We start from the raw sequence: 24,770 nt of genomic DNA, 5'->3' as shown, positions 1-24,770 counted from the left end.
CTCTTTCATTGTGCGGTTTTTGCTCTATCCTCCGAACCAAGGCCGTGGACGATATGTATAGTTTACTACGTTTTGCGCTGAACGAAAAATCGCGATGGTAGATGTGTTAAAAAATAGGCGACCTGTCCGGTCTGCTTAGACCCGAACAGATCGCCCGTCGAATAGTGGTGAAGCTACGCTCGAAGGTCCAGTTGACCTCCGAGATGAGGCTGTACGCTTTTTTCCATCATCTGGATCAGTGCTTGTCCCTGTTCACCAGCTTGATCCTTAGCCATGCCCAATACTTTCACACTCACGGCTTGCGCCAAGCTGGCCTGGCTCATACCCGTTGATAATGCTGCGATATCCATGTTTTCATTCCTCCTTTGTCGTGAAGACTCATTCTATTTATCGGTCAGAAGGGTCATTTGTTTCATCCAATTGGAATTGTGCTAGCAAATCTTGGAGCTGTTCTGCCAGACGGGTTAAATCTGCGGCAGACGAACCGATCTCTTCCATGGAGGCGAGCTGTTCCTCTGCGGCCGCAGATACCGTCTCGGTATGGGATGCGGCTTCTTCGGCAATACGTGTAATTTCCTCCATACTGCCGACCACTGCACTTGTTCCTTGTGCTACTCCTGCTGTAGAAGCTGAGACGTTATCAAGCTGCTTCGCCGATTTAACGATCGCTCTACGAATACGGGAGAAGGAGCGGCCGGACAGATCCACGGAATTAATGCCTTCGCTTACGCGCTCTTTGGCAGATTCCATCGAGGTCAGGGCCTCGGATACGCCGTTTTGAATCCCTTGAATTTGCTCACGGATCTGTTGTGCCGAATGAGCTGAATTTTCCGCCAGCTTGCGGACTTCAGTCGCTACGACAGCAAAGCCTTTACCATGCTCCCCGGCGCGTGCTGCTTCAATTGAGGCGTTCAGGGCAAGCAAATTGGTCTGGCTGGCGATTTCTGTAATGACGGTGACAATCGTTCCGATTCGCCCGGATCGTTCACTCAAAGCGCCGATAATCGCATCCAGCTCTTCCACTGTAGTACGAATGCCATCAATGGAAACGACACTATTGCCGATATGCTCACTGCCTGCATCCGACGCCTGAATGGCCTGTGAAGAGTAAGTGGTCATTTCAGTCATAGCCTCGGTCATGGCTGCGATATCTGTTGACATGCCTGACACACGATCCTGATTTTCTTTGGCGCTGTTGGCTTGTCTTTCGCTGCCTGCGGCCACATCCTGAATGGCTTCGGTCACATGCTCAATCGCGCGGGTGGTTTGTTCTGCGCCTGCCGCGAGCTCTTGCGAGGAGGCCGACAGATTGCCTGTCATGGCTTGGATTTCTCTGATCATGTTACGCAGGCTATCCACCGTTTTTTGAAAATATCTCGATAAGTCGCCGATTTCATCTGTGCTGTTCGTAGCGACATTGATGGAAAGATTGCCTTGGCTGATAGCATCCATAGAATTACGCAATCTTTGGATCGGTTTGAGTATACTGCTGATTAACCACAGCGCCAGCACACCGATAATGATAGCTGAAATGACCAGCACCACGATGGTCGTGATGAGGATCGGTTTGGCGGAGGCACTCGTTTCTGATTTGTCCATCGTTCCAGCAATTTTCCAGCCGGTCAGAGCGTTGGTTTTAAAAATCAGGTTTTTAGATACGCCATTCAGATCATAATTAAAGCTGCCTTCCTTGGAGGCAAACAGTTGCAGCAGTTTTTCACCCAATTGGGTACTTCCGCTGACTTCTGTCGGGTGGGTAACGATGCGCTTAGTGTTATCCAATATCATGACATAACCTTGCTGCCCGATTTTTAAATTCGTAATTTCCTTTAAATTGTTCAGGTTCAGGGAAAGACCAAGAACACCGCTATTGTCAGGAAGCGTACGTGATATGTACACGACAGCGACCTTGTTCGAATTGAGTCCGACAGGGCTGATCACCGTTTGTCCGGGTTTCTCCATGGCCTGTTTGTACCACGGACGCTCACGAGGGTCAACGTTCAGTCCTGTGGCTTTGCCAATAATGAGTTTTCCCTCGGGAGTTCCTACGAACATATCGAGGGCTTCCGCATGCATTTTCAAATAGATTTGCAGCTCCGTCAGGAGTGCTGCATCTGCTTCTGGAGTGTTGTCACTGGCCGTCATCGTAGTAGCGTAATATTCGATATCTGCAATTTTGGCTTGAATCGTCTGGGTGACTGCGCGGTCGGCTGCGGTAACGCTAGTCGTCGCACTGTCCATTAATTGCTGGTCTGTCTGGTTATACGCTGCCTGATAAGAAAAAGAGCTGACAATAATGCTAGGAACAAGCATGACCAGCAGGAATGCTGCTGTCAATTTTTTGCGAAGCGTTAAAGTTTTCAGTCGTTTCAGTTGTTTCATCAAACCCCCTGCTTTCTATCTACATATTCATTTCTAGTGCTTATATCATATGTATTTACTATCGGTTATTTTAAGCTGAAATGATAGATTTATTGCTAATTTGTCCAATACGCTGAATAATTTCTTGCATAACATGGAGTATCTTGCAATTTGGAGGGATGAGCAATGGGTTTTTTTCTGGATATGAGAAGTTCAACAAATTCATCAAAAACAGGTGAGGGTCCCGATATCCAGCTGGGTCCTGAACCGGAGCGGTTCGGCCTGATTGGGCTACGAACCTTTCTTGTGCCAGTCCCGATTGTGACTTTTAGCGGTTCCATTGGCCTAATCGGTGAGCTTGGTGATACGTATGCGATTGAAATCGTGCGTGGTGCCGACTACGATCCGAACGATGTTATTTACCGGGCAGAGGGTGTACTTGGCGTCACAGGAGCCACTGAAACGCAAGCTTTTAATGCACAGGATCTTTCCGCGCCATGGGCGATACAAACGGTGTATTCCTCTTATATTTCCGGGGTATCGACGACCGTACGTAACGGTCCGGAGGTATTTACTGGCATCGCTTCGACTCCTTTTTTCTAAATATATCAGACGAGTATTTCCTTATTAGGAACTTGCCGCCTGTTCATGATACTCCTATGATTGTCAACAACAACACCCAGAACACAAATATCCTGGGTGTTGTGATGTTATGTTTACTTCATGAGAGTGGTTGAACAGAGTTGATTCCGCTTCCTGGATTCTAATTCTTTAAAATTTCTCGCAAATACCCTGTCAACTCATCTGCCGCTTTGGTATGGGAGGGGAGCCCTGGATGGCTGCGAGACCCTATCGTTTCTTCCGTCGTGTTTGGCAGTTGGAATACGGACACATTCCGATCCCTCGTTCTTTTCTTGTACGCGCCTACCGCCCGGTAGATTGCTGGCATCATCGGAGTGCCAAGCATCCCATAGGCCCACACAATATGGGCAGCAGGATTACAGGTCCGAAGCTTGGCAAGGAAATTTGTGATAGCGTTTTCAAAAGCTTGTAAATCTTCTTCATTGAATGAGCCGTCCTCGTTCAAGCGTTGCTTGTACACTTTCCCGCTTACGGGGTCCGTCCATGCAGGAGAATAAAAGGCTCCCCCGTCATTAGTCCCCAAATTCACCACGACCACGTCCGGCTGCCATGAGGTAAAATCATGATCGGAAAATGCCCCTAATGCTTCATTTTTCTCTCCGGTGAGCACACCACATACCTGCTCATAATATGCCGGAATGTTCGCATGCGGATTATTATCCCAGCTTGTTAGGACACCCCATCCGCTTTGTGATAACACTCGGTAGTCCGCATTCAGTGCTTCGGCTGTTATGGCTGTATAATTGCGTAGTGCCGTGAACAGCATGGGGACCCAGTCTGTCTCCTCCTTCGCTCCAATTGTTCCTTCTCCCGAGGTAATACTGTCACCGATAAATTCCATTTTGTGGGGCTTATCGGTGACCGGCAGTAATTCTCCGTCAACCCTCAGGGCATGAATTTGCAACAAGCAGCGCGAGTCCGAACTCATAGGCTGGACATCCTTGACCACCCGGACATTTTTAACCATGTCAGGATTCATTCCTCTCAAAAGACAAATCCAATGCCGTCCTGCGGTCACCATCAGACGGCTCATCGGGGCACCATTGATGACAATACTGATCCAGTGCTCATACACCTGGTAATCGGCCTCAATTTCAATCCACAGCTCCGAGCCCTTCATATTCAATTCAATGCCGCTGCCTGTCCAAAACAGAGTTAGTGGTGTAAGTGTTTGCGTAGTTCGACCATGAACCTTTACATGCTTAGCTTTGGTAAGTGGATATGTCTTCAATTTCTTGTTATGTGTCATTTACGATATCCTCCTCATGATCTCCAATTTAATGCTAGTTTCTATAATATTGTAAAATAAGTGACAGGAAATCTCAAAGTCTATTTTTAAGCAAATAAGATTTCAAGGCTTTATATGGATATTCCATGCGACCACGGACTTTAGGACGGTTTGTGATAGCCAAAAGCACCAGCAAATCTTGAATTTGCTAGTGCTTTTTTGATATGAGAAGCAGAGGCTATCCATTAATTCGCTTTGCCGAACATTACGATATTAATTGCCTTGCCGAAGTCTATACCTACTTTGCCAGTAAGTTCTGCCGTTTTTTGCGCCAGTACGACCGCATTGACCCCACAGGAGAATAGCGCAATATCAAAGTCATCTTTATACGCTGCAATCCAATGGAGCGTTTTATCCATTTGTTCATATTGATGAAATGTAAGCGTGTGCGGGATATGCAGCTGATACGGCTCGGCTTCAAGGACGGGCTTCACTTCGGCGGCTGTACGGGTGACGAGCAGGATGCGCCGATTTTTAAGCATGTCCCAGAAAGCGGGTGTCTCAGCCAAATACCGGTTCAGGCAGGCATGGCAGGTCAGCGCAGGAGAGAGGCCGTAATGGTTAAAAACCTGGTCGGTCAGCTCCCGCTTCATATAGGAAGGTGCTTTGATAGATTCGTCATCATAAGGCAGGATGCCAGCAATGTCGGCTTTGCGTACTGCCTCGGCCACCGCATCTCGCAATTCCGTATTCGGTAGAAACAATCCTTTTTGCCCGAGATTGGCTTTGACTGCCCAACGTTCCTGCAACACCTTTTCTATCGGCCAGACGGTATCCTGAGACAAAATCAAATTTTCACCATCCCCAATCCGAATAAGCGAGAAGGGCTGCTGTTGATCCAGTGCCAACTTCAAATGATTCAGTACCTCGTCAATCTCCAGATACTTTGACTTAGTCATATCATGCTTCCTCCCTGTCTATCCTTCTTCTTCAGCTTTTAGAATGGTCAGCATTTTGCATCATTCGATTCCCAACGCTCGAAAGTACAATATATAGACGAACTAAACCGTTTCGATCTATATATTGCTGATTTGAAATCGCTCTTGGGATTGATGCAAAATGCTCAATGGTACAAAAAACTCTGTATTCTATCATATGTCGAAAGCGGCAAGGTTTTTGTATGATCAGCTATTCTTTTTGGATTCTACCTATTTATTGAAAGAGTTGATGCATTTATACGTGCCGTTTCCCCAGCGGTTTCATAACTTGTGAGGAGACGGTTGAAAGGGAGGAAGATAAATGAATCGCAAGATTGTGATTGAAATTAATTTTAATAACTACGGGATGAATCCCAATCGGCTGACACGTGAGTGGATCAGCGAGCGGTTAGATGTATTCAGAACCTTTACGCTGCGCAGCTTGCTCAGTCAGACGAATGCGGATTTCTTGTCTGTCGTCAAGCTGGCGGGCGGATGCAGTGACATCGTGGAGGATGAATTAGCCAAGCGTGAGCCGATTCCCGACCATATCCGCTTTGGCACGAGCATCGAAAGCAAGCACCGCATTAATGCGTATATCGAAGCTGCGGACGAACTGCTTATTGCGCGAATTGATTCCGACGATTTGTATCATCAATCGTTTGTACAACAGTTGCATGATTACGAATTTCAGCCGGATACGGTCGCGTTGGTGAACCAGATGGGTTACCTGTGGGATGCCGTAGAAGGTCAGATGGCATCGGTATTTCACCGTTCGCCCTCCTTTTATGTGTTCCGCTATCAAGCAAAGGATTTTCTGGATGATTATCGTATTGTCATTCCCGGCAAGGGCACGCATGGATATGTAACGGAGCTGCCGCATGAGGTGATTCCGCATCGTAACTACGTGAATGTCATACACGCCGCTAATACCTCGGTAAAAAAAGTGCCAGTGAAGGATCGGCTGACAGAGGATGACACGAAGGCTGTGCTGGCTGAATTTCTGGGAACGGGCACTGCCAATTTGTAACGGTCAGGAGGAGATTATATTGTTCGAAGGCAAAAAACTGCTGGTGACCGGAGGAACGGGATCTTGGGGGCAACGTCTGACGGAGGAATTGCTCAAGGAAGGGCCAGCGGAAATTCGTGTTTTTTCACGTGGTGAATTTGCACAGATTGCAATGCAGCGTCAATTCCAGTTTGATCCCCGGTTGAATTTCGTTATTGGTGATATTCGGGATCTTCAGGCATTACAAGAGGCATGTCGCGGGATGGATTATGTATTCCATCTGGCGGCGTTGAAGCATGTTCCTGTATGCGAGAGACAGCCGGAGGAGGCTTTCAAGACGAATGTACACGGTACGCAAAATGTAATCCGGGCCAGCATTGAGCAGGGAGTCACCAAGGTTATTGACGTCTCTACAGACAAGGCAGTAGACCCGGTGAATGTATATGGCATGACAAAGGCGATTGGCGAAAGGCTGATGATTCGTGCCAACGATCTGAGTGAGCGCACTCGTTTTGTGTGCATTCGCGGCGGCAATGTGCTGGGTACGAGCGGAAGTGTTGTGCCGCTGTTCAAGCGCCAGATTGCGGAAGGGCAGGATTTGACACTGACGAGTCCTGATATGACCCGCTTTTTCCTCACGCTTGGAGAGGCTATTGGCTTGCTGTTGAAGGCTTCTGTGACAGCGATTGGTGGAGAGACGCTGGTTATGAAAATGAAGGGCTGCAACATTGCGGATCTGGCGGAAGTGATGAAGGAGCAGGCGGGCCAGCCAGCCTTGAAAGTAAAAGAAATCGGCATACGCGGTGGGGAAAAGCTGCATGAGGTGCTGATTTCTCCTTATGAGGTGCCGCACACGTACCGCTATGATGATCGTTATTTTGTCATTCTCCCACAGCAGGCAAACAAGCGATTACTGAGCCAGTATGGCGGGCTGGAACGGGTGAGCTTTGATCAATACCGCTCGGACGATGAGTTAATGGACCGCGCAGGCATTGCTGAGCTATTGCGAGGTATGGAGCAACGATGAAAGAGGTGGGTATTTTGCAACTTATAGAAAAAATAAGTAAAGGCACGGTAAAGGTTGCGGTGATCGGCCTCGGTTACGTGGGACTGCCGATGGCTGTGGAAATGGCACGAGCTGGTTATGACGTGTATGGTGTGGATTCCGATCCGACCAAAGTAGCCAAGCTGCTTCAAGGACAATCGTACATCATAGATATTGGCGATGATGCATTGGAGGGGCTGATCGGGCAGCGATTGCATCCGGTTACAGATATCAAGGTGCTGGAGCATTCGGATATCGTCGTCATCTGCGTGCCTACGCCACTGACGGATGATCATCAGCCGGATACGTCCTATATAGAAACGGCTATCGACCAAGCTATCCCCCATTTGCGAAAACAGACGCTGCTGATTTTGGAAAGCACCACGTATCCGGGAACAACGGAGGAACTGATCCGCCCGGTGATTGAACAGCGAAGGGACTGGACGGTAGGTCAGGATTTTTACGTGTGTTTTTCACCAGAGCGTGTCGATCCGGGTAGTGTTCATTTTAACATTCGGAACACGCCCAAGGTGATCGGTGGCTGTACACCGGACTGCCTGGCAGCAGGAGTAGCCTTTTACGGCTCCTTTCTGGAGCAAATGGTTCCAGTCAGCTCGACAACAGTCGCAGAAGCCGCGAAGCTGTTCGAGAATACGTTCCGCAGCGTCAACATCGGGATGGTCAATGAGCTGACAGCGGCCTGTGAGAAAATTGGTATCAACATATGGGAGGTGCTGGATGCGGCAGCAACGAAGCCCTTCGGCTATATGCCGTTCTATCCGGGACCTGGCATCGGGGGTCACTGTATTCCGGTCGATCCGCTGTATTTGTCATGGAAATCCGAGCAGCATGGGTTTCCGCTGGAATTTGTGGACTTGGCAGACCGTATGAATCGGCGCATGCCACTGTATATAGCGGAGCGAATTGAAGCTCTGCTTGCCAAGGAAGGCAAAGCCATGAACAAGGCCGAGATCGTTTTGGCGGGCGTTGCCTACAAAAAAGACATTGATGATGTTCGGGAATCCCCTGCTCTTGTCCTGTTTGAGCACTTAAAGGAAATGGGCGCTTCAGTGAGCTTCACCGACCCGTATGTAAAGAGCTTTAAGCTGAACGGCGAGGTCATCCAATCTCGTGCGGCGAACACCCGGCTGTGGGAAAGTGCAGATATCGTCGTGATCACGACGGATCATTCTGCCCTGGATTACCAGCAGTTAGTCGACCAAGCCCCGCTGGTGTTCGATACACGCAACGCGACGGTGCATTGCACAGGTGGGCATGTTGTGATACTGGGGCATCCCGGTACTGGAGGGGGCGCCGCTGTTGGCTAACCGTGATCAGGTGAATGAGCGTTATTACGGGCAGATTAACTCGGAGGAATCCCATGAGGCAACTCGTAGCAGAATCCACTGGATTTGCCGCCATGTGCAAGGTCATACCGTACTGGATGCTGGATGTAGTCAGGGGATAACGTCCATTTTGCTCGGGAGGGAAGGTTTTGAGGTAACGGCCATTGATTTGGAAGAGGGCAGTATTTCATATGCAAAAAAAGAACTTCGTCAGGAATCTGCACTTGTTCGTGGTAGAGTTCATTTTCAGTTAAAAGATATTTCTCAATTCGAACGTCCGCCCGGCGGATTTGACACGATTATTTTAGGTGAGATTTTGGAGCATTACGCACACCCTCATACATTGCTTGCACAAGCCTACCGTTTGCTTCATAAAAAAGGGATGCTCGTCCTTTCTGTACCCTACAAATACCATCCGTTTCACGATCACAAGCGGACCTACTATGCCGGGAGCCTGTCCCGTGTGCTATATCCTTATGTTGATGAACAAGCGCTGGAGGTGCATCACAAATATTTGTGCTTCGCAGGCTGCAAAAAAGCGAAAGAGCTGCGTGAGGCCAAGCCGGGGGCAGAGCATCTGGCCCGCTGGATGGAGCTGGACGAGGAACAATTCCGGCTGGTGGAGCAGCAGCATGTTCGCAAAATGAATCAGCGCAAGGCAGTGCTCGACAAGGCGGTACAGCGAATCCGGCATATGGAGGAACGGGCTTTGCCAGCGGAGAGGACTGCACGTCCTGAACAGGCAGGCAAGGCGCAGGATGAAGGGAAAGGTGCATATACTGATGGCGGGTCTACCGGGAAATAGACCGGGAATACAGCCAACGGTAAAGGGGATGGCGTGAAGTCATGACGACGGAAATGCCCAAGATGTATAGCTGTAGCGCGGAAGGCTCCATAACTAAACCTCCCGTCACCATCAGCTTGTGTATGATTGTGAAAAACGAGGAGCAGACACTTGCCCGCTGTCTGGATTCGGTGGCGGACCTGATGGATGAAATCATCATCGTGGACACAGGTTCCACGGATCAGACGAAGACGATTGCAGCCCGTTATACGGATCGGCTGTATACATTCGACTGGAATGACGATTTTGCCGACGCCCGCAACGAATCGTTCGACAAGGCGACCTGTTCTTATATCCTGTGGCTGGATGCGGACGATGTGCTGCTGGAGCCGGATCGGGAGCGCCTGCGTTCCTTGAAGCGTCATTTGTCTATGGACATCGACGCGGTAGTAATGCCACTCCATCTGGCGGAAGGTGAGCAGGGTGAGCCGTTGTTCACCTCGCGCCGTATTCGTCTTGTAAAGCGGGAGCGGCAATACTGTTGGGCAGGGCGTCTGCATGAGGATCTGGTGATACCCGAGGGGCGAATCGTCCATTCAGATGTGGCTGTAACGCACCGCCGCATGGAAGATCACACGCTCCGTAATCAACGTATCCTTGCCCGCTGGATCAGCGAAAGCGGCAAGCTGGAGGGACGTCTGCTGTATTTTTACGCGAATGAGTGCTTTGATCGTAAGGAATATGCCAAGGCGGCAGAGGCGTTCAATCGCCTGCTGGGAGAGCCGAGCGGCTACCGGGAGGACCGGATTACGGCTTGCGTACGGTTGGCGGAATGCTATCTTCATCGCGGGGAGCCAGAGCAACAACTGGATAGTTTGCTGCGCTCCTTCCGATATGATGTGCCACAAGCGGACCTGTGCTGCATGATCGGTGACTGGTTCTTCACACGAAAAGAGTGGAGTACAGCCGCCTACTGGTACGAAAAAGCACTGGAGCAGCGGGGCGTATCTGGTTTGAGAGCTGTTCCGCTGCCCTGCTACTCCTGGCTGCCGCATGTACGACTTAGCCATTGCTGTGCCAATCTGGGCAAGCTGGACGCTTCATATGAGCATAACCAAAAAGCTTTGCAATACTTGCCTGAGGACCCGCATTTGCTGGATAACGAACGCAAGCTCAGGAGTGCTATTCAAAACCTTTCATCCTCAGCCCGTCCTTTAAAATAGTTCAAGCTGTTCCGGTCCATTGTCCTCTTCCGGTGGCTTGCGGGGTGGAAAAGGCTTAGGCTCCATGCCGAGCATGGTCATGAGCTGCTTGGCATTAACGGCGGCATCTCCACCTGAGTTGTTGTTGAAAATAACGCACACCTCGCGGCTTTGCTGCTCCAGCTCCAGCAACCGGTTTTTCCATTCGGCCAGCTCGTTCTCATTATACCGATACAGGTAACGAATCTCTCGCCAGTTGGGTGCGGAGCTTTGATTCCAGCCGGATACATTCCGTCCGTGGAGACGTACCACCGTCAGATTGCTATCTGTAGCCTGCGGCACAATCGGGACGGACCCCAGTCCCGCCTGCGGCTCGTCGCATACGCTGTGTATCCAGCCTTCCTCACGCATAAATGCCAGCGTTTGCTTTTGAAACTCGGGTGTGAACCAGCTTTGATGTCTGAATTCAAGTACGGATGGGACATCTCCCATCCTTTTTTTCGTATCACGCAGCACGGCGACGTTCTCACGTGTACAGTCGAACCAGGGTGGATACTGGAACAGCACAGCCTTGAGCTTGCCCGCTTCGCGGAGAGGCTGTATAGAGGTATGCAATGCTTCGTACATGGCATCAGTTGTTTTGAAATAAGGCTGTTTGCCGCGCGTATGCCCGGTCATGCCCTGATAGGCTTTGACGAGAAATGAAAATGAGTCAGGGGTTTCGGTCGCCCAGCGTGCCATACGATCCGTAGGCTGTACGGCATAAAAAGAACTATCCATCTCCACCACCGAAAAATGGCTTCCATAGACGCTTAGTTTTTGATTGGCTTTGGTGCCGACCGGATACAGATCATCGTGATCGCCCCAACCCGTCAGTCCGATTTGAATCATAACGTTGCCGCTCCTTTCCTTCATGAATAGTATCAAAAGGCGTTCCCTTGATTCATTTTAATGATAAAATGGGGTGAATCGCATGAAGCTGGTATGAAGTTCCTATGAATATTTAAGCATAAATATGGTTATTGTAACATGTTCGTTGTTCAGGATTTTGCAAAATTCGATTCCAGTCGCTTTAAGGTACAATATATAGACGAATACAATCATTTCGATCTATCTATTGCTGCTGACAGTCCGCTTTGTGGATTTGTGCAAAATCCTTAATCGTAATGTTTTTGAGTTTCCAGTTTGAAAAAGCTAATATAGTATGTAATAGAGCGAAATGAGTTCATGGAGGAGAAACAATATGGCAGAATGGTATGAGCAGAGCTTTGGGGAAGATTACTTATTAGTATACAAGCATCGCGACTTTCAGGGAGCCTATCAGGAAGTGCAGAAAATGATCTCTTGGCTCAAATTGCCGCAGGGATCCAGCGTATTGGACTTGTGCTGTGGTATGGGACGTCATTCGCTTGCGCTCGCAGATGCCGGCTATAAGGTAACGGGCGTGGATTTGTCCGGTGTGCTGCTGCGTGAAGCACATGCTTCCGATCCTGAAGGACGGGTTAGCTGGCATCAGGGCGATATGAGAGAGGTGCCGCTGGAGGAAAGCTTTGATGCGGTGGTAAATTTGTTTACTTCCTTCGGTTACTTTGAGGAGGACGCGGAGCAGCTTAGAGTATTAAAAGAAATTTATCGGCTGTTGAAGCCGGGCGGACGTTTTATTATAGATTATTTGAATCCTGCGTACGTAGTCGCTCATCTGGTGCCGCATTCGTCACGGGCGGATGAAGGAAGTCAGATTGAGGAGCATCGGGTCATTGAGGATGGATTTGTGAAAAAACAGATCGCCATTCGCTCAATTGCTTCTGTTTCGGCTTCTCATGGCGGTGCTGCTGGTCAGGATACAACTGTAGCGGGTGAAGAGCCTGCACGTGTGTATCATGAGCGCGTCAAGCTGTATCCGTATGAAAAATTCCGCGCTTTGCTGGAGGAAGCGGGACTGTCTGTAGAGCAGGTACATGGAAGCTATAACGAAGATGAATATATTGAAAATGCATCGCCCCGAATGATTTTTGTCGGCGTGCGTGCTTGATACGGAAAGGAAAGGCGGATGGGAAGCCATGAAGATGCCGGAGCTGACGCCGTGTGAACGAATAGATGGAGGCTTTCAGGTCAAAATATCCATGTCCTTTCCGCTGCGTTGGGTGAACAGCTATGTGCTGAAGGGGCAAGACGGCTTTACGATCGTAGACCCTGGCCCGCGCAGTACGGATACGGAGGAAGAATGGGGGCATGTCTTCCAGGAGCTGGGGATGTCCTTTGGTGATATCTCGGACATTGTTGTAACTCATCATCACCCGGATCATTACGGCTTGGCGGGCTGGATGCAGCAGCAAGGTCAGGCTCGTGTACATATGTCAGCGCGAAGCCACAAGGAAGCGATGATGATGTGGGGCCACCCAGATTCACAAGCGGATATCTCTATGCCGATGGAGCAGAGGCTTCCGAGCTTTTTTGTCCATCACGGCTTTCCTGTGGACCAGGTATCTGCCTTGGAACTGCACATGCAGCAGGCTCATTTGCAAGTGAATCCACAGCCTGACATCACTGTTATTCCTGCCGGGGAGGATGCCCGTCTGGAATGGGGTGGACGTAGCTGGCTGCCCATTGAGACAGGGGGACATGCGCCCGGACATGTCTCTTTGTATGAGCCGAATAGCGGCGTTATTCTGTGTGGTGACGCAGTTTTGCCAAGGATTTCTCCTAATATCAGTCTGCTGCCGGGGAGTGATACTCAGCCTTTGCAGTCTTTTTTAGACGGCTTGCAGCGTCTTGGAGAGCTGGAGGTAGCGTGGGCATATCCGGGGCACCGTAATCCGTTTGGTTATTTTCGTGAACGGACGCAGGCGCTGATGGAGCATCATGAAGAACGGCTGGACAAGTTCCATGAGTTGATCCAGCCAGAGGGCAGTACAGCCTATGAGCTGTGTATCGCTGTGTTCAGCGACAAGCTGGGTATTCACCAGCTACGATTTGCCATGTCCGAGACACTGGCCCATCTGGTGGAGCTGGAGCGACGTGGTCGGGCCTCGATGAGGGAGACGAACCCTATCGCACGTTTCTATCCACTTCGCGGGAAATAATTGCGGAAAGTAACAGAAGGACCAACGGCATCCATGCCGGGAAAGAGGCTTTTATGAATTTGCTGCTGCTGGGGGCTACCGGACGTGTGGGGCGTTTTATCCTGGAATATGCGTTGGCAGACGGTCATACCGTTACAGCCCTTGTTCGTTCACCGGACAAGCTGGAGGAATACAAATTAAGATATGGAACGCAGCTCCAGATCGTGGAAGGAGATGCCACCAACGCTGAGAATGTAGCGCAAGCGCTGGAGGGTGGGGGGACGGCTGTCATCAGTGCGCTGAATACGGATGGAACTACGACCTTATCCGTGAATATGCGTTTGCTGATCCGGCTTATGCAGGAGCGGTCCGTGTCCCGGCTCATTACAGTGGGGACGGCAGGGATTTTACAGAGCCGGACAGAGCCGGGTTTGTATCGGTATGAATCCTCCGAGCCCCGGCGGCGCAGCACCCGTGCGGCTGAGGAACACCGCCGGGTGTACGAACTGCTGCGAGATTCGGCGCTGGACTGGACGATAGTCTGCCCGACATGGCTGCCGGACGGAGCGCGGACGGGCATATACCGCGTGGAAAAGGATCTGCTGCCCGAGGGCGGTACACAAATTACGACCGCTGACACGGCCGATTTTACCTATCGTCAGTTGAGTAGCACCGACTTTCTACACACACGGGTAGGCATTGCCTATTGATGCTGTAGCGATTTTAGTATTTGACAAAAAAACAGATTTAGAATACTATGATTCTTGTTGGTAACAACGTTTCCGAAAAGACCATGTTCAAACTCTATGTTAAAAATAGTAAGGAAGTGCATTAAAAAATGTCCGAGCCATCGCATCCCTATAAAACCTATTCGGAAGTGAAGCTACAGCAGCAGCAATTGCTTCGTAAAAATGTCATTGATGCCGCATGTATCCTTCTTGCGGAAGAAGGGCCTGAGGCCGTGACCGTACGACGAGTTGCCCAGAAATTAAGCTGTTCCACCAAGATTATTTACAGTATTTTCGGCAGCAAGGATGGTCTCGCCAATGAGATGTACCTGGATGGATGTCGGCTATTGGCCGAAACCTTTCAACAAGTTCCAAGCACCGATAACGTACTCGCTGATCTGGAAGCCCTAAGTTGGGCGTATTGGCAATTTGCACAGCTTCATTCAGCCTATTACAAAATGATGTTTGGCGGGGCTTTATCTGATTTTAAACCGGATGAACAGAGTTTGGAGGGTACAACTACGGCCCTATCTCGAATTCTGGAAACCGTCATACACGCTATGGAGCAGGGTGAACTGGAAGAACATGATCCGCTGCTGGTTGTCCGGATGTTTTGGTCTGCTTTACATGGAGTCATACATCTTCAGTTTGCAGGTCATTTTTCAGAAGTAGATATGGCTCAAGGGGTGTATGCATTTACACTGAAGAATGCGCTCGCAGCATTTAAAACATCCTCATTCCAATCTTAAGATATAAGGTGTACTGAGGTCGTCATAATAGGTGACTTCAGTTCATTTTGGAACAATGGTAACGAAGTTTCTGAAATAAAACAATGATACTAGGAGGTTCATAATCATGTTTATGTACGCAAACAAAACAGCTCTGATCACAGGTGCATCATCTGGTATTGGCGAAGCCTTTGCCTATTCGCTGGCAGCTCAAAAATGCAATCTCATTTTGGTGGCACGTAATGAAACGAAGTTGGAGGCGTTGGCTAAAGAGCTTTCTGCTAAATACAATGTAAAGACAACAGTCATCGCACTTGATCTTTCCGCGATAGGAGCACCGCAAACATTACATCAGGAGGTTCAAAAACATCATCTAAAGGTGGATCTCTTGATTAACAATGCCGGCTTTGCCACCTATGGATACTTTGAGCAGGTTTCAGGAGAACGGCAGCATGAGGAAGTCATGCTCAATGTGACCGCTTTAGTCGATATCACGCATGCATTTATGCCTGATTTATTGCGTAATCGGGATGGGGGATTAATCAATGTTGCTTCCACGGCGGCGTTTCAGCCCGATCCGTACATGGCGGTATATGGAGCAACCAAAGCATTTGTGCTTTCTTTTACTGAATCGCTATGGGCCGAAAATCGGAAACGGGGGCTTAAAGTTCTGGCCCTTTGTCCAGGCTCAACAGAAACGCCGTTTTTTGATATTGTTGGCGCAAGTGAAGCGTCAATTGGAATTAGGGAAACTCCCCAAACCGTTGTGAAGAACGCGCTGAGAGCATTTGAAAAGGGGCGTAGTCACATCATTTCCGGTCGCCAAAACTATTGGGTAGCTCAGGTGTCCCGGTTCTTCTCTCGTCAATCCACGCTGGGAATTGTAGAACGTGCACTGCGCCCACAAAATAAAATTTAGATTGTATAAATCAAATTAGTTTTCCCCATGCGCCGGGTCTGATCGTTTCTCATTTGAAGATCAGACCCGGCATTTTTGCTTATATACAGGCAAGCGCACAGACGCTACTCCAGCCCTATGGAATATAGTGAAATCCCATTCCACAGTGCAATAGCCTGATCATAATCGTCAGCCTTCATCGTACGGAATGTATATCCTTCGGTCACGTTTGCCATATCTTGTTCTCCTCTTACACTGCATATATCTGTTCTGTTTTATTCTATTCTATCCTATCCTTCTTTAATTAACGAGTCGTATCCGGGGCGCTTTCTTCTCCAAGCTCCTGTTCGCGTTCCGCTTGCTTGCGATGGGCGATACGACTGCTGGCCGAAGCAGCGATAGCCCCGACAATATCGTCCAGAAACGTATGGATTGGCCCCAGGCTTTTATCGTTCAGTCGTTCCAGCACGCCCGGTTTAAGCTTATCGACATAACCGTAATTCGTAAATCCAATGCTGCCGTATACATTCACAATGGAAAAGGCCAAAATTTCATCCACTCCGTACAGCCCTTCATCATTTTCAATCATATCCTGCAATGGGGGAAGGAGAGCGCCTTGCTCGGCAAGGATATCCAGTTGGATGCCTGTGAGCACCGCATTTTGGACTTCGCGCTTCATCAGCACCTTTTCCACATTCTCCATACATTCTTCCATCGTTAAATTCGGATAATATTTTTTTTGTAAAAGCATGACCAGCTCTGCGATCTCTGTAATGTTTACACCACGCTTGTGCAGCCATTCGCGGGTGGCATCGGCTACTTTTTTACTGTTCAGGCTATAAGGCACTTTTTTCTTGTCCATAAAGTTGAAGTTTCCCTCCTCGTATCGTTCCTGATTTCTACTGCAATTATGACCAGTGTGTCCAGTCGGCTGAAAAAGTAGTTATTTTTTACGCGAGGCTCGTATACATATTAGTACAATCTGTACAAAATTGTTAGGGAGGAACTTCATTTATGAACATAAAACATCCATTGCGCGTGACGTCCGTAGTAGGGCTGCTGTCCCTGCCGTTGTTGTTGTCCGGCTGTAGCCTTTTCGGCAATGAATCGGCGTCTATTGATCCCCCGCCATCCACGACGGAGCAGTCTATGATCAAAGCGGTGACCGGAAAAGCTCCCATCAGCACTGGACAGCTGAGGGCTGTATTTTTACAGGATCATAACGGTCTACTGGCTCCGGTATCTTTGCCGATTGCTACAGGTGATGTGCAGGCGGATGCCAAGTCGGCGCTGGAAACGCTGGTGGAGGGCGGGCCGTATGCCGGATTATTGCCGGAGGGTTTCAAGGGCGTGCTGCCCCAAGGTACAGAAGTGAAGAGTGTGACGGTGGACAAGAAGAACAAGCTGGCAGTCGTCGAATTTAACAAATCGTTTGGGAGCTACAAGGCACAGGAAGAACGCAAATTAATGGAGAGCTTGACCTGGACCCTGACTGACCGTCCCGATATTCAAAGTGTACAAATCTGGGTGGATGGCAAAAAGCTGAACGAAATGCCTGTTGGCGGCACACCGCTGGATCATCCGCTGACCCGCGCAGTAGGCATTAATCTGGAGGTTGGTCATGGTGTAACGCCGCTGGATTCCAGTCCGGTCACGGTATATTTTTCGTCCTCATCTCCCGCTGGAGTTCAATATTATGTGCCTGTAACACGGCTGGTCAGCCCGGAAAAAGATCGTGTTCAGTCCGCGCTGCATCAGTTGATCCAGGGGCCGCAGACCCAGGACGGACTACAGGAAGTCATGACAGGAGAGACGGCTCTGAAATCCGTGGAACGCTCCAAGGATAACGTAATTACGGTATCGCTCTCGGATGATATGTTTGCCAAGGGAGAAGCGGTGCCTGCCGAGTTTCTGGAATCGGTCGTGCTGACGGCGGCAGACAATTCAGAGGATACGGTTAAAACCAAAATCCGGATTGAGCTGAACGGTGAAAAAAGCGTGATTGGACAAAATAATCAGAATTATGGAGAGCCTGTAGCCAAGCCGCAGCATATTAACGAAATTCCTCTTTAAGGGCGGCGAATCGTCCTTGGGGTGCTTTTGCCTGCACACTTTGGTAGAATAAATGTATAAGAACAGGTTGCATACGACGTAGGAGGAAAAAGCATGAGTAGATCTAACGGACGAAACGGTGATGAGCTGCGCCCGATGAAATTGACAGCAGGAGTAAATAAGTATGCGGAGGGCTCTGTTTTTATAGAGGTTGGCGAGACGAAAGTCATCTGTACAGCTACTGTGGAAGAACGCGTTCCACCCTTTATGAAGGGACAAGGAAAGGGCTGGGTAACGGCAGAGTATTCCATGCTTCCGCGGGCGACCCATACGCGTAATCAGCGAGAAGCTGCACGTGGGAAGCTGACAGGCCGGACGATGGAAATTCAACGTCTGATCGGAAGAGCGCTGCGTTCGGTTGTGAATTTGCAGGCGCTGGGTGAGCGGACAATTACGCTCGACTGTGACGTGATTCAGGCGGATGGCGGCACACGCACGACCTCAATTACCGGTTCTTTCGTAGCGCTGGCGATTGCTGTAAATAAAATTGCAGTCCAGCACAAGCTGCCTGTTTTTCCAATTACTGATTTTCTGGCATCCGTCAGCGTGGGGGTTGTTGGTGGCAAGGCGCTGCTGGATCTGAACTATGAAGAGGATTCCAAGGCCAAGGTAGACATGAACCTCGTGATGACGGGTGGCGGCAAGTATGTTGAGCTGCAAGGTACGGGTGAAGAAAGTCCGTTCGACCGTCAAGAGCTGGATCAACTGCTCAGCTTGGGTGAACAAGGAATTCTGCAAATGATCGAGCGTCAAAAAGAAGTGCTCGGCCCGATTGCAGACAAGATCGGAGCAGGACGTGCGGGGGCTGGGGCCTGATGCTGTTGGAGGGTCCGGTTGTTATTGTCGCTACGAAGAATAAAGGAAAAGTGCGTGAATTCGCACATGCCTTTGCTCCGTTTGGCAAGGAAGTCAAAAGCATGTACGACTATCCTGACATCCCTGATGTCGTTGAGGATGGTAAAACCTTTGCCGAGAATGCTTTGAAAAAGGCCAAAGCGGTCGGAGATGTGCTCGGATTGCCTGTGCTGGCTGATGATTCCGGCCTGTGCGTGGATTTGCTGGACGGTGCGCCGGGCGTATACTCGGCCCGTTATGCCGGAGAAGGAGCCAGCGATCACGAAAACAATATCAAGCTGCTCGACGTTCTGGAATCGAAGCAGCTTGGTGATGATACCGGACAGCCTTTGCTAAGCCCGGCTCAATTCGTCTGCACCTTGATTCTGTATAATCCGCAGACAGGGGAGACCTTGGAATCGACCGGCTCGGTGGAGGGCTGGATTACAACGGAAACCGCAGGCAGCGGGGGATTTGGCTATGATCCGTTGTTTTATTTGCCGGAGTTTGAAAAGACGATGGCCGAGCTGACGCTGGAACAAAAGCAAGCCATTAGCCACCGTGGTGTAGCATTGCGTGACTTGGCGAAAAAGCTGGGGAACCCGCAGGCATAGTTTTTAGCAATATAGCTACTGGGCTTGAGTAATCTTTAGACGCGTCTGTTGTCTCACCGTTTTATTGAACGGCTAAATAATTAGGCTAACATATAACAATAATGAAGGATAGCTGATTATACCCCTGTCAAGTAGACAGGGGTATAATCATGTATAGACTTTTGATTTTTCTATTTCCATGAAGGTTACCCAGAATTAAACCCCAGATTAGTCTGGGGTTTAATGGCAGGCGCTGGCGCAAGGAACCAGTTAATGTGCGGTTCAATTCCGCAGCGTGCCCCTGATAGATTGGGAGGATTGCCCATAGTTTTGTTGAAGAATCACAAAAATAAACTTATAATGTAAGAGAATACAACCAAATGCAATATGCAGCTATTAATAGTGTAGCTGTATTTTGAACGTTCTTTATTAGTCATAAAACACATACAAATAACCTTTTACATAATCAGTCTGATTAATAAAGTCCATTCTTGTCTCGGGAAGAAGGGGATCATTTCTATTTAATCAGAACAAGGAGTTAAATGAGCCGGGCTAAAAATCTAGAATTCTAAAATGTAGGGAATTGCGTTGAAAAGAAACCTGAAAACTGTAATGTCTCTAGCTGTTGCATCTGTGGCGTTAGTAGGTAGTCTCGGGCTTGCAAGCATAGCAAGTGCTGCCAGTGATTTTAGTGGTTTCCCTACTTTGCGCCAAGGCGACAGCGGGGGATATGTGAGAGCACTACAAGCAAATTTATGGGCCTATGGACAACAGGGAACCGTAGGGACGATTGATGGAAGTTTTGGTAGCGGTGTGAAATCGGGGCTCCAAAATTTTCAAAGTGCTAAAGGACTAACAGCAGATGGAATAGCTGGTTCGGGGACTTGGAATAGAATGAACTATAATGTCTCTGTTGAAGTTCCAGGAAGATCTTTCTTCTTATCTACTCCCGATAGTTCGACTTATTACGTGTTTTATGGGACAGGAGATAGTGGTAGTGGTATGAGATATGCAGTTTTGTACAAAACCAATAATAGGACCGTTACTTCAGGTACAGTATATTAATTAGGAGGGGTTTAATTTGAAAAAACAATTAGTTGCTGTAGCATTAGGTGGCGCACTTGTAATAGGTAGTGGTGCATTTGTATATAATTCCTATGCTGCCGAATCGGAAGTTCCATCACAGGTTCCGGTTGAGACGAAAGCAGAAGCAATTGATGCTTCAACAGCACAAGCGCCGACGGAAACACCTGCAGAGACAGTAGTTGAAAGCTCTACTGATATCGAAGGACTCATAAACATATCTGATGTACCAGCAGAAGATATCCATATTCCTAATCTAGCGCAGGGAGCCTCGCTTAAAACAGCAGCAGCGGCTGGGGACGTAAGTTTGAAACCATTAAACACAACAGCACTAAAAGGCGAGAATGGATTGGTTATTAGACAATCATATCGCGGGAATGATGGAAAAGAAATTATGGTCATTCAAACCGAATCCCACATGGATGAACAGGCTACTATTGAGAGTTTGAAAGACTCATATAAAGAGGAAAAGGTTGAGTCGACTAAAATCAACGACCATACTGCTGTTTATGTTGACGGGCAAGCAAGAGAGGTTGTTCATCTGATTACGAAAGATCACTTTTATACTGTTTCCTCTTTTAATGCCACTCTTGATGAATTGATGGAAATTGCAAAAAAAATTCAAGAGTAATTTTTTGGTCGAACTAATTACTAAAAAACACAAACGATCCGTTTGTGTTTTTTAGTTTCATTTCCCGATCCAGTCATAATTGAGTAAACCGTGTTATGCACATATCCCCTCCAGTTCACTCTATCCATGGTTCATGTGGGATTTTTTGAGTGTCTAATTTGAAGGGGATGGTACCAAGCTGCGGATAGACTTTTTGACATTTATTATTTTCCATACAACTCGAGCTATTCACGTTTTGCCTTGAGGAAGGTTATGTCAGGTTACGACTAACCCTTACCGAATCGCTACCTTGTAAGTGCGCAGCCAGTTATCCACTTGAGCCAAATACGCGAACAATTGAGGCCCTGACATCAGTTGACCGAACCAGGGCAGGTTGGTAGATGCCTCCGGTGAGGCCGCGATATCCCGTACTTTTTGGGCATCAATCAGCTTGAGCAGCGGGGAGGAGGAATCATCCAATAGATCGAGCGCCTGCTTTTTCACAGCAGCAAGATAGGAAGGATTATGCGTTTTGGGATACGGGCTTTTTTTGCGATACAGCACATCATCCGGCAGTACACCCTCCAGCGCCTTGCGCAAAATACCTTTTTCACGTCCGCCCGTCATTTTAATACTCCACGGGATGTTCCATACATACTGCACCAGTCGATGGTCGCAATACGGCACCCGCACTTCCAGTCCGGCCCCCATACTCATCCGATCCTTACGGTCCAGCAGAGTAGGCATAAAGCGGGTGATATTCAGATAGGACATGACGCGCATTTGCGCAGCTTTACCTGTTTCCCCCGGCAGCTTTGGCACTTCTCCTACCGCTTCCGAGTAGCGGTCGTTCAAATACTCGAAGGGCTTGATCCAGTCCCGCACCTCGGGAGACAGCAGACTGGCTCTCATGTCGGGAGCGACTGCCCACGGGAACGTACCCGAATTGAGCATTTCCTCACGATGAAACCATGGATATCCGCCAAACACTTCATCCGCCGCTTCACCGGAAATGGCGACAGTGGCTCCCTTTTTAATCTCCCGGCAAAAGAGATACAGCGACGAATCCACATCCGCCATACCGGGCAAATCCCGCGTTAGCGTGGAGTTGTTCAGCGCTGCTACGACCTCGGGTGTATCGAATTCGATCCAGTGATGGTTCGTGCCTAACTCATCGACCATCCGCTGAATCCAGGGAGCATCGGCTCCGGGCTGAAACGCGTGGGCTTTAAAATGCTTGTCGTTATCCACATAATCGACCGAATACGTATGAACTTGTCCCTGCCCGGTACGCTTGTAATACTCGACAGCCAGCGCGGACAGTGCGCTTGAATCCAGACCGCCCGACAGCAAAGTGCACACTGGAACGTCTGAAATTAGTTGCCGCTCCACCGTATCCAGCAACAGCTCGCGTACTTTGAGCGCAGTTTCTTCGGTGTTATCCTCATGCGCAAAGCTTTCCAGCTTCCAGTAGGCTTGAATGCGCACACCGTCGCGGCTGTACGTTAGCGTATGTCCGGGGCGTAACTCCTTCATGGACGAATAGACGCCGTGTCCGGGGGTGCGTGCAGGCCCGATAATAAAAATTTCAGCCAAGCCCTCGGCGTCGACTGCTGCTTCTACCGCAGGATGCTGGAGCAGCGCTTTGGGCTCCGAGCCAAATACGAATACATCTCCGGTTTGGCTGTAAAATAACGGCTTCACTCCCAGCCGATCCCGTGCCAGAAACACCTGCTCCCGCTCACTGTCCCAGACCGCAAAGGCAAAAATGCCGTTCAGCCGATCCACACAATCCGGGCCCCACTCAATGTAGGCTTCGAGCAATACCTCTGTGTCGCATTGTGTCCGGAAAAAATGCCCTCGCTGTTGCAGCTCTTTTTTCAGCTCAGGCGCGTTATATATTTCCCCGTTATATACAATCGTATAAGTGATATCCTCAAGCTGCCGGATCATGGGTTGGGCGCCGTTTTCCGGGTCCATGACGCTCAGTCTTCTGTGTCCAAAGGCACACGGGTTGGATATCCAGGTGCCCGCAGCATCCGGTCCGCGATCGGAGAGCGTTTGCGTCATATTGAGCAGCAACTCCGATTGATGCATTAAGTCTCCGTTCCACTGTATGAAACCAGTAATTCCGCACATGTCTGTTCATCCTCTCTTTGTCGTGTTCATCCAGTGTTGGGATGAAACAAAAACTAAATCCCCAGTTCATCAGTATATATGCCGAAAAGGAGCATAAAATGTCTGTCCGTTCCGAAAACTACAAATGGGGCAACCCGTGTATTCGCAAGGAAGGAGGAAGGCAAATGTACTACATCAAGGATGCTAAAATACGCCGCTTCACCGAACTTGACGGAGTACGCTGCGCAGAGGTAGAGGTGCGGCCCGGCGCGGCAGATGACCCGGAACTGCTGGTCTACATCACCGCCACCAATCAGCAGGACGGTCTGGAAGGCTATGACATGGTACGCATCATTCGTAATGATGCCGATCTGGCGCTGGATTGGTACGACAATAACCTGCATTCCGCGTTTGAGGAAGTGACGGATAAGGCTTTTACCGAATCCACTCACATTACGGCTGGAGAAGAACGGGAAAAGTTTAAAAGGGAGTTACTTTCCTATGGGGAGCTCAGCACGGAATTTGCCAAGGAGTTCGGCGTATGAGAATAGGATGCGCCATGCCTCGGCTTTTGTTGATTTGGGCTCCAGCGTCACCGCGGGATCCGCGTGAAAGGAGGGGAAAATCATAGACGGCAAAGCGAAGTATAAGAAGAACAAAGGCAGCAGTTATATTCATAACAATGAATTTGCGGAAGAAGTGCTTGAGAAAAACGTAAGGCATGAAGTGCCAAAAAGTCCTAGACGCTTCGGTAATAAATAAATTTGTCCATCAAAAATAGTTAAAGAAGCCTCCGTATCCCGCTTAACTCGCGGAATGCAGGAGGCTTCTTCTTCAGATTTATGCGGCTTCACGGAGCGTCATGATTCCTTTGTAGATGTTGTAGACAAATACCCCGAGGTAGACCACAGCGAATAGCAGCACAAACCCGATTACAGAACCTGCATGATTCGCCGTTGCGATAAAATACAATAGCGGAATCGCCGCGATAATGGGGAAAATGTGCGATAAAATGGCCTTTTTTGCATGTTCCCGAACATACTCGTCCCGTACCGCAATCCATACAATGACAGGCAACAGAAAAGGGGCGAAAAAAATACTGAAATAACAAAGTGATGACAATAGACCTCTCACGGACATATACCTCCTTCGTAGCATGGCCTTTTGTACATAATACCCCGTCAGCGTCCAAATGATTCCTTTTGCAGCCTGTTTACTGTACGATAAAAAAATGCTTTTGACAGTTAGCAAAAATATGATATAATAATCAATGCGCTGAATACATAAGGTTCCAACGAATACCATTTTGTCCCAGTAGCTCAGCTGGATAGAGCAACGGCCTTCTAAGCCGTCGGTCGGGGGTTCGAATCCCTCCTGGGACGTATAGCAAGAAATGGAAAGCTCCTGTAC

The 24,770-nt window shown here is 49.0% G+C and carries 25 protein-coding genes and 1 tRNA gene; 18 read left to right on the top strand and 8 right to left on the bottom strand.

Features of this window, described 5'->3' with window-relative positions; genetic code table 11:
• Positions 1-173: 173 nt before the first annotated feature.
• Together QD47_RS31085 and QD47_RS22965 are read right to left on the bottom strand one after the other, a co-directional pair.
• Positions 174-350 carry a YjfB family protein gene (locus QD47_RS31085; RefSeq protein ID WP_082067275.1) on the bottom strand — a complete coding sequence of 59 codons (177 nt, stop codon included), beginning with the start codon at positions 348-350 and terminating at the stop codon, positions 174-176.
• Positions 351-387: 37 nt separating this feature from the next.
• A complete protein-coding gene (locus QD47_RS22965; RefSeq protein WP_044648312.1) occupies positions 388-2,382 on the bottom strand; it encodes a methyl-accepting chemotaxis protein in 1,995 nt (664 codons plus the stop codon).
• Positions 2,383-2,547: 165 nt separating this feature from the next.
• Here QD47_RS22965 and QD47_RS22960 point away from each other — a divergent pair, with 165 nt between their 5' ends.
• The gene (locus QD47_RS22960) at positions 2,548-2,964 is read left to right on the top strand and encodes a hypothetical protein (protein WP_044648311.1); all 417 of its coding nucleotides are present in this window, start codon (positions 2,548-2,550) and stop codon (positions 2,962-2,964) included.
• A 160-nt stretch (positions 2,965-3,124) separates the two neighbouring features.
• On the opposite strand, the gene QD47_RS22955 is transcribed toward QD47_RS22960, so the two are convergent.
• Both QD47_RS22955 and QD47_RS22950 read right to left on the bottom strand, forming a co-directional pair.
• The gene (locus QD47_RS22955) at positions 3,125-4,252 is read right to left on the bottom strand and encodes an SGNH/GDSL hydrolase family protein (protein WP_044648310.1); all 1,128 of its coding nucleotides are present in this window, start codon (positions 4,250-4,252) and stop codon (positions 3,125-3,127) included.
• A gap of 224 nt (positions 4,253-4,476) precedes the next feature.
• The gene (locus QD47_RS22950) at positions 4,477-5,190 is read right to left on the bottom strand and encodes a GT-D fold domain-containing glycosyltransferase (RefSeq protein WP_044648309.1); all 714 of its coding nucleotides are present in this window, start codon (positions 5,188-5,190) and stop codon (positions 4,477-4,479) included.
• Positions 5,191-5,530: 340 nt separating this feature from the next.
• Between QD47_RS22950 and QD47_RS22945 the strand changes: the two genes are divergently transcribed.
• From QD47_RS22945 to QD47_RS22925, 5 genes are all read left to right on the top strand, one after another.
• Positions 5,531-6,238, top strand: coding sequence for a glycosyltransferase family A protein (locus tag QD47_RS22945; RefSeq protein WP_044648308.1), 708 nt, complete (start codon positions 5,531-5,533; stop codon positions 6,236-6,238).
• A 19-nt stretch (positions 6,239-6,257) separates the two neighbouring features.
• Positions 6,258-7,244, top strand: coding sequence for a polysaccharide biosynthesis protein (locus QD47_RS22940; protein WP_044648307.1), 987 nt, complete (start codon positions 6,258-6,260; stop codon positions 7,242-7,244).
• On the top strand, positions 7,241-8,590 hold the full coding sequence (locus QD47_RS22935; protein ID WP_044648306.1) for a nucleotide sugar dehydrogenase: 1,350 nt from the start codon (positions 7,241-7,243) through the stop codon (positions 8,588-8,590). The genes QD47_RS22940 and QD47_RS22935 overlap by 4 nt, the downstream gene beginning before the upstream one ends.
• Positions 8,583-9,413 (top strand): class I SAM-dependent methyltransferase, encoded by an 831-nt coding sequence (locus QD47_RS22930; protein WP_044648305.1) that lies wholly within the window; start codon positions 8,583-8,585, stop codon positions 9,411-9,413. The genes QD47_RS22935 and QD47_RS22930 overlap by 8 nt, the downstream gene beginning before the upstream one ends.
• An 89-nt stretch (positions 9,414-9,502) precedes the next feature.
• Positions 9,503-10,615: a tetratricopeptide repeat-containing glycosyltransferase family 2 protein gene (locus tag QD47_RS22925; RefSeq protein WP_044648332.1), complete on the top strand. Its 1,113-nt coding sequence runs from the start codon at positions 9,503-9,505 to the stop codon at positions 10,613-10,615.
• Here QD47_RS22925 and QD47_RS22920 read toward each other — a convergent pair.
• A complete protein-coding gene (locus QD47_RS22920) occupies positions 10,607-11,485 on the bottom strand; it encodes a DUF72 domain-containing protein (protein WP_044648304.1) in 879 nt (292 codons plus the stop codon). The two genes, QD47_RS22925 and QD47_RS22920, sit on opposite strands and share 9 nt — an antisense overlap.
• 352 nt (positions 11,486-11,837) lie before the next feature.
• Here QD47_RS22920 and QD47_RS22915 point away from each other — a divergent pair, with 352 nt between their 5' ends.
• The 5 genes from QD47_RS22915 to QD47_RS22895 all read left to right on the top strand — a co-directional run bounded on the left by QD47_RS22915 (position 11,838) and on the right by QD47_RS22895 (position 16,031).
• Positions 11,838-12,626, top strand: coding sequence for a class I SAM-dependent methyltransferase (locus QD47_RS22915; RefSeq protein WP_044648303.1), 789 nt, complete (start codon positions 11,838-11,840; stop codon positions 12,624-12,626).
• Between the two features lie 28 nt (positions 12,627-12,654).
• The gene (locus tag QD47_RS22910; protein WP_044648302.1) at positions 12,655-13,677 is read left to right on the top strand and encodes an MBL fold metallo-hydrolase; all 1,023 of its coding nucleotides are present in this window, start codon (positions 12,655-12,657) and stop codon (positions 13,675-13,677) included.
• 53 nt (positions 13,678-13,730) lie between these two features.
• Positions 13,731-14,366, top strand: coding sequence for an NAD(P)-dependent oxidoreductase (locus tag QD47_RS22905; protein WP_044648301.1), 636 nt, complete (start codon positions 13,731-13,733; stop codon positions 14,364-14,366).
• Positions 14,367-14,494: 128 nt separating this feature from the next.
• Positions 14,495-15,133, top strand: coding sequence for a TetR/AcrR family transcriptional regulator (locus QD47_RS22900; RefSeq protein WP_044648300.1), 639 nt, complete (start codon positions 14,495-14,497; stop codon positions 15,131-15,133).
• A gap of 106 nt (positions 15,134-15,239) precedes the next feature.
• A complete protein-coding gene (locus QD47_RS22895) occupies positions 15,240-16,031 on the top strand; it encodes an SDR family NAD(P)-dependent oxidoreductase (protein ID WP_044648299.1) in 792 nt (263 codons plus the stop codon).
• Between the two features lie 283 nt (positions 16,032-16,314).
• Here the strand turns inward: QD47_RS22895 and QD47_RS22890 are convergent, their stop codons facing one another.
• Positions 16,315-16,872 carry a phosphatidylglycerophosphatase A family protein gene (locus QD47_RS22890; RefSeq protein ID WP_044648298.1) on the bottom strand — a complete coding sequence of 186 codons (558 nt, stop codon included), beginning with the start codon at positions 16,870-16,872 and terminating at the stop codon, positions 16,315-16,317.
• Between the two features lie 152 nt (positions 16,873-17,024).
• Here QD47_RS22890 and QD47_RS22885 point away from each other — a divergent pair, with 152 nt between their 5' ends.
• The 5 genes from QD47_RS22885 to QD47_RS22865 all read left to right on the top strand — a co-directional run bounded on the left by QD47_RS22885 (position 17,025) and on the right by QD47_RS22865 (position 21,263).
• The gene (locus QD47_RS22885) at positions 17,025-18,083 is read left to right on the top strand and encodes a GerMN domain-containing protein (protein ID WP_044648297.1); all 1,059 of its coding nucleotides are present in this window, start codon (positions 17,025-17,027) and stop codon (positions 18,081-18,083) included.
• Between the two features lie 93 nt (positions 18,084-18,176).
• Complete coding sequence (gene rph, locus QD47_RS22880) at positions 18,177-18,938, top strand: ribonuclease PH (RefSeq protein ID WP_044648296.1); 762 nt, start codon at positions 18,177-18,179, stop codon at positions 18,936-18,938.
• A complete protein-coding gene (locus tag QD47_RS22875; protein WP_044648295.1) occupies positions 18,938-19,570 on the top strand; it encodes an XTP/dITP diphosphatase in 633 nt (210 codons plus the stop codon). The genes rph and QD47_RS22875 overlap by 1 nt, the downstream gene beginning before the upstream one ends.
• Positions 19,571-20,137: 567 nt before the next feature.
• Positions 20,138-20,614, top strand: coding sequence for a peptidoglycan-binding domain-containing protein (locus tag QD47_RS30190; protein ID WP_052646885.1), 477 nt, complete (start codon positions 20,138-20,140; stop codon positions 20,612-20,614).
• Positions 20,615-20,630: 16 nt separating this feature from the next.
• Entirely contained in the window at positions 20,631-21,263 is a 633-nt protein-coding gene (locus QD47_RS22865; RefSeq protein WP_044648294.1) for a DUF4367 domain-containing protein, read from the top strand.
• A 273-nt stretch (positions 21,264-21,536) separates the two neighbouring features.
• Here the strand turns inward: QD47_RS22865 and asnB are convergent, their stop codons facing one another.
• Positions 21,537-23,381: an asparagine synthase (glutamine-hydrolyzing) gene (gene asnB, locus QD47_RS22860; protein ID WP_044648293.1), complete on the bottom strand. Its 1,845-nt coding sequence runs from the start codon at positions 23,379-23,381 to the stop codon at positions 21,537-21,539.
• 164 nt (positions 23,382-23,545) lie between these two features.
• On the opposite strand from asnB, the gene QD47_RS22855 reads away from it, so the two are divergent.
• Positions 23,546-23,905 (top strand): hypothetical protein, encoded by a 360-nt coding sequence (locus QD47_RS22855; protein WP_044648292.1) that lies wholly within the window; start codon positions 23,546-23,548, stop codon positions 23,903-23,905.
• Between the two features lie 295 nt (positions 23,906-24,200).
• Here the strand turns inward: QD47_RS22855 and QD47_RS34255 are convergent, their stop codons facing one another.
• A complete protein-coding gene (locus QD47_RS34255) occupies positions 24,201-24,500 on the bottom strand; it encodes a DUF4870 domain-containing protein (RefSeq protein ID WP_412177994.1) in 300 nt (99 codons plus the stop codon).
• Between the two features lie 168 nt (positions 24,501-24,668).
• Between QD47_RS34255 and QD47_RS22845 the strand changes: the two genes are divergently transcribed.
• Positions 24,669-24,742: transfer RNA gene (locus tag QD47_RS22845), tRNA-Arg, on the top strand.
• The last annotated feature ends 28 nt before the right edge of the window (positions 24,743-24,770 follow it).

Source organism: Paenibacillus terrae, assembly GCF_000943545.1.
Classification (GTDB): Bacteria; Bacillota; Bacilli; order Paenibacillales; family Paenibacillaceae; genus Paenibacillus; species Paenibacillus terrae_A.
The sequence above is the reverse complement of the archived record's forward strand: the minus strand, read 5'-3'. Positions and strand labels throughout refer to the sequence as shown.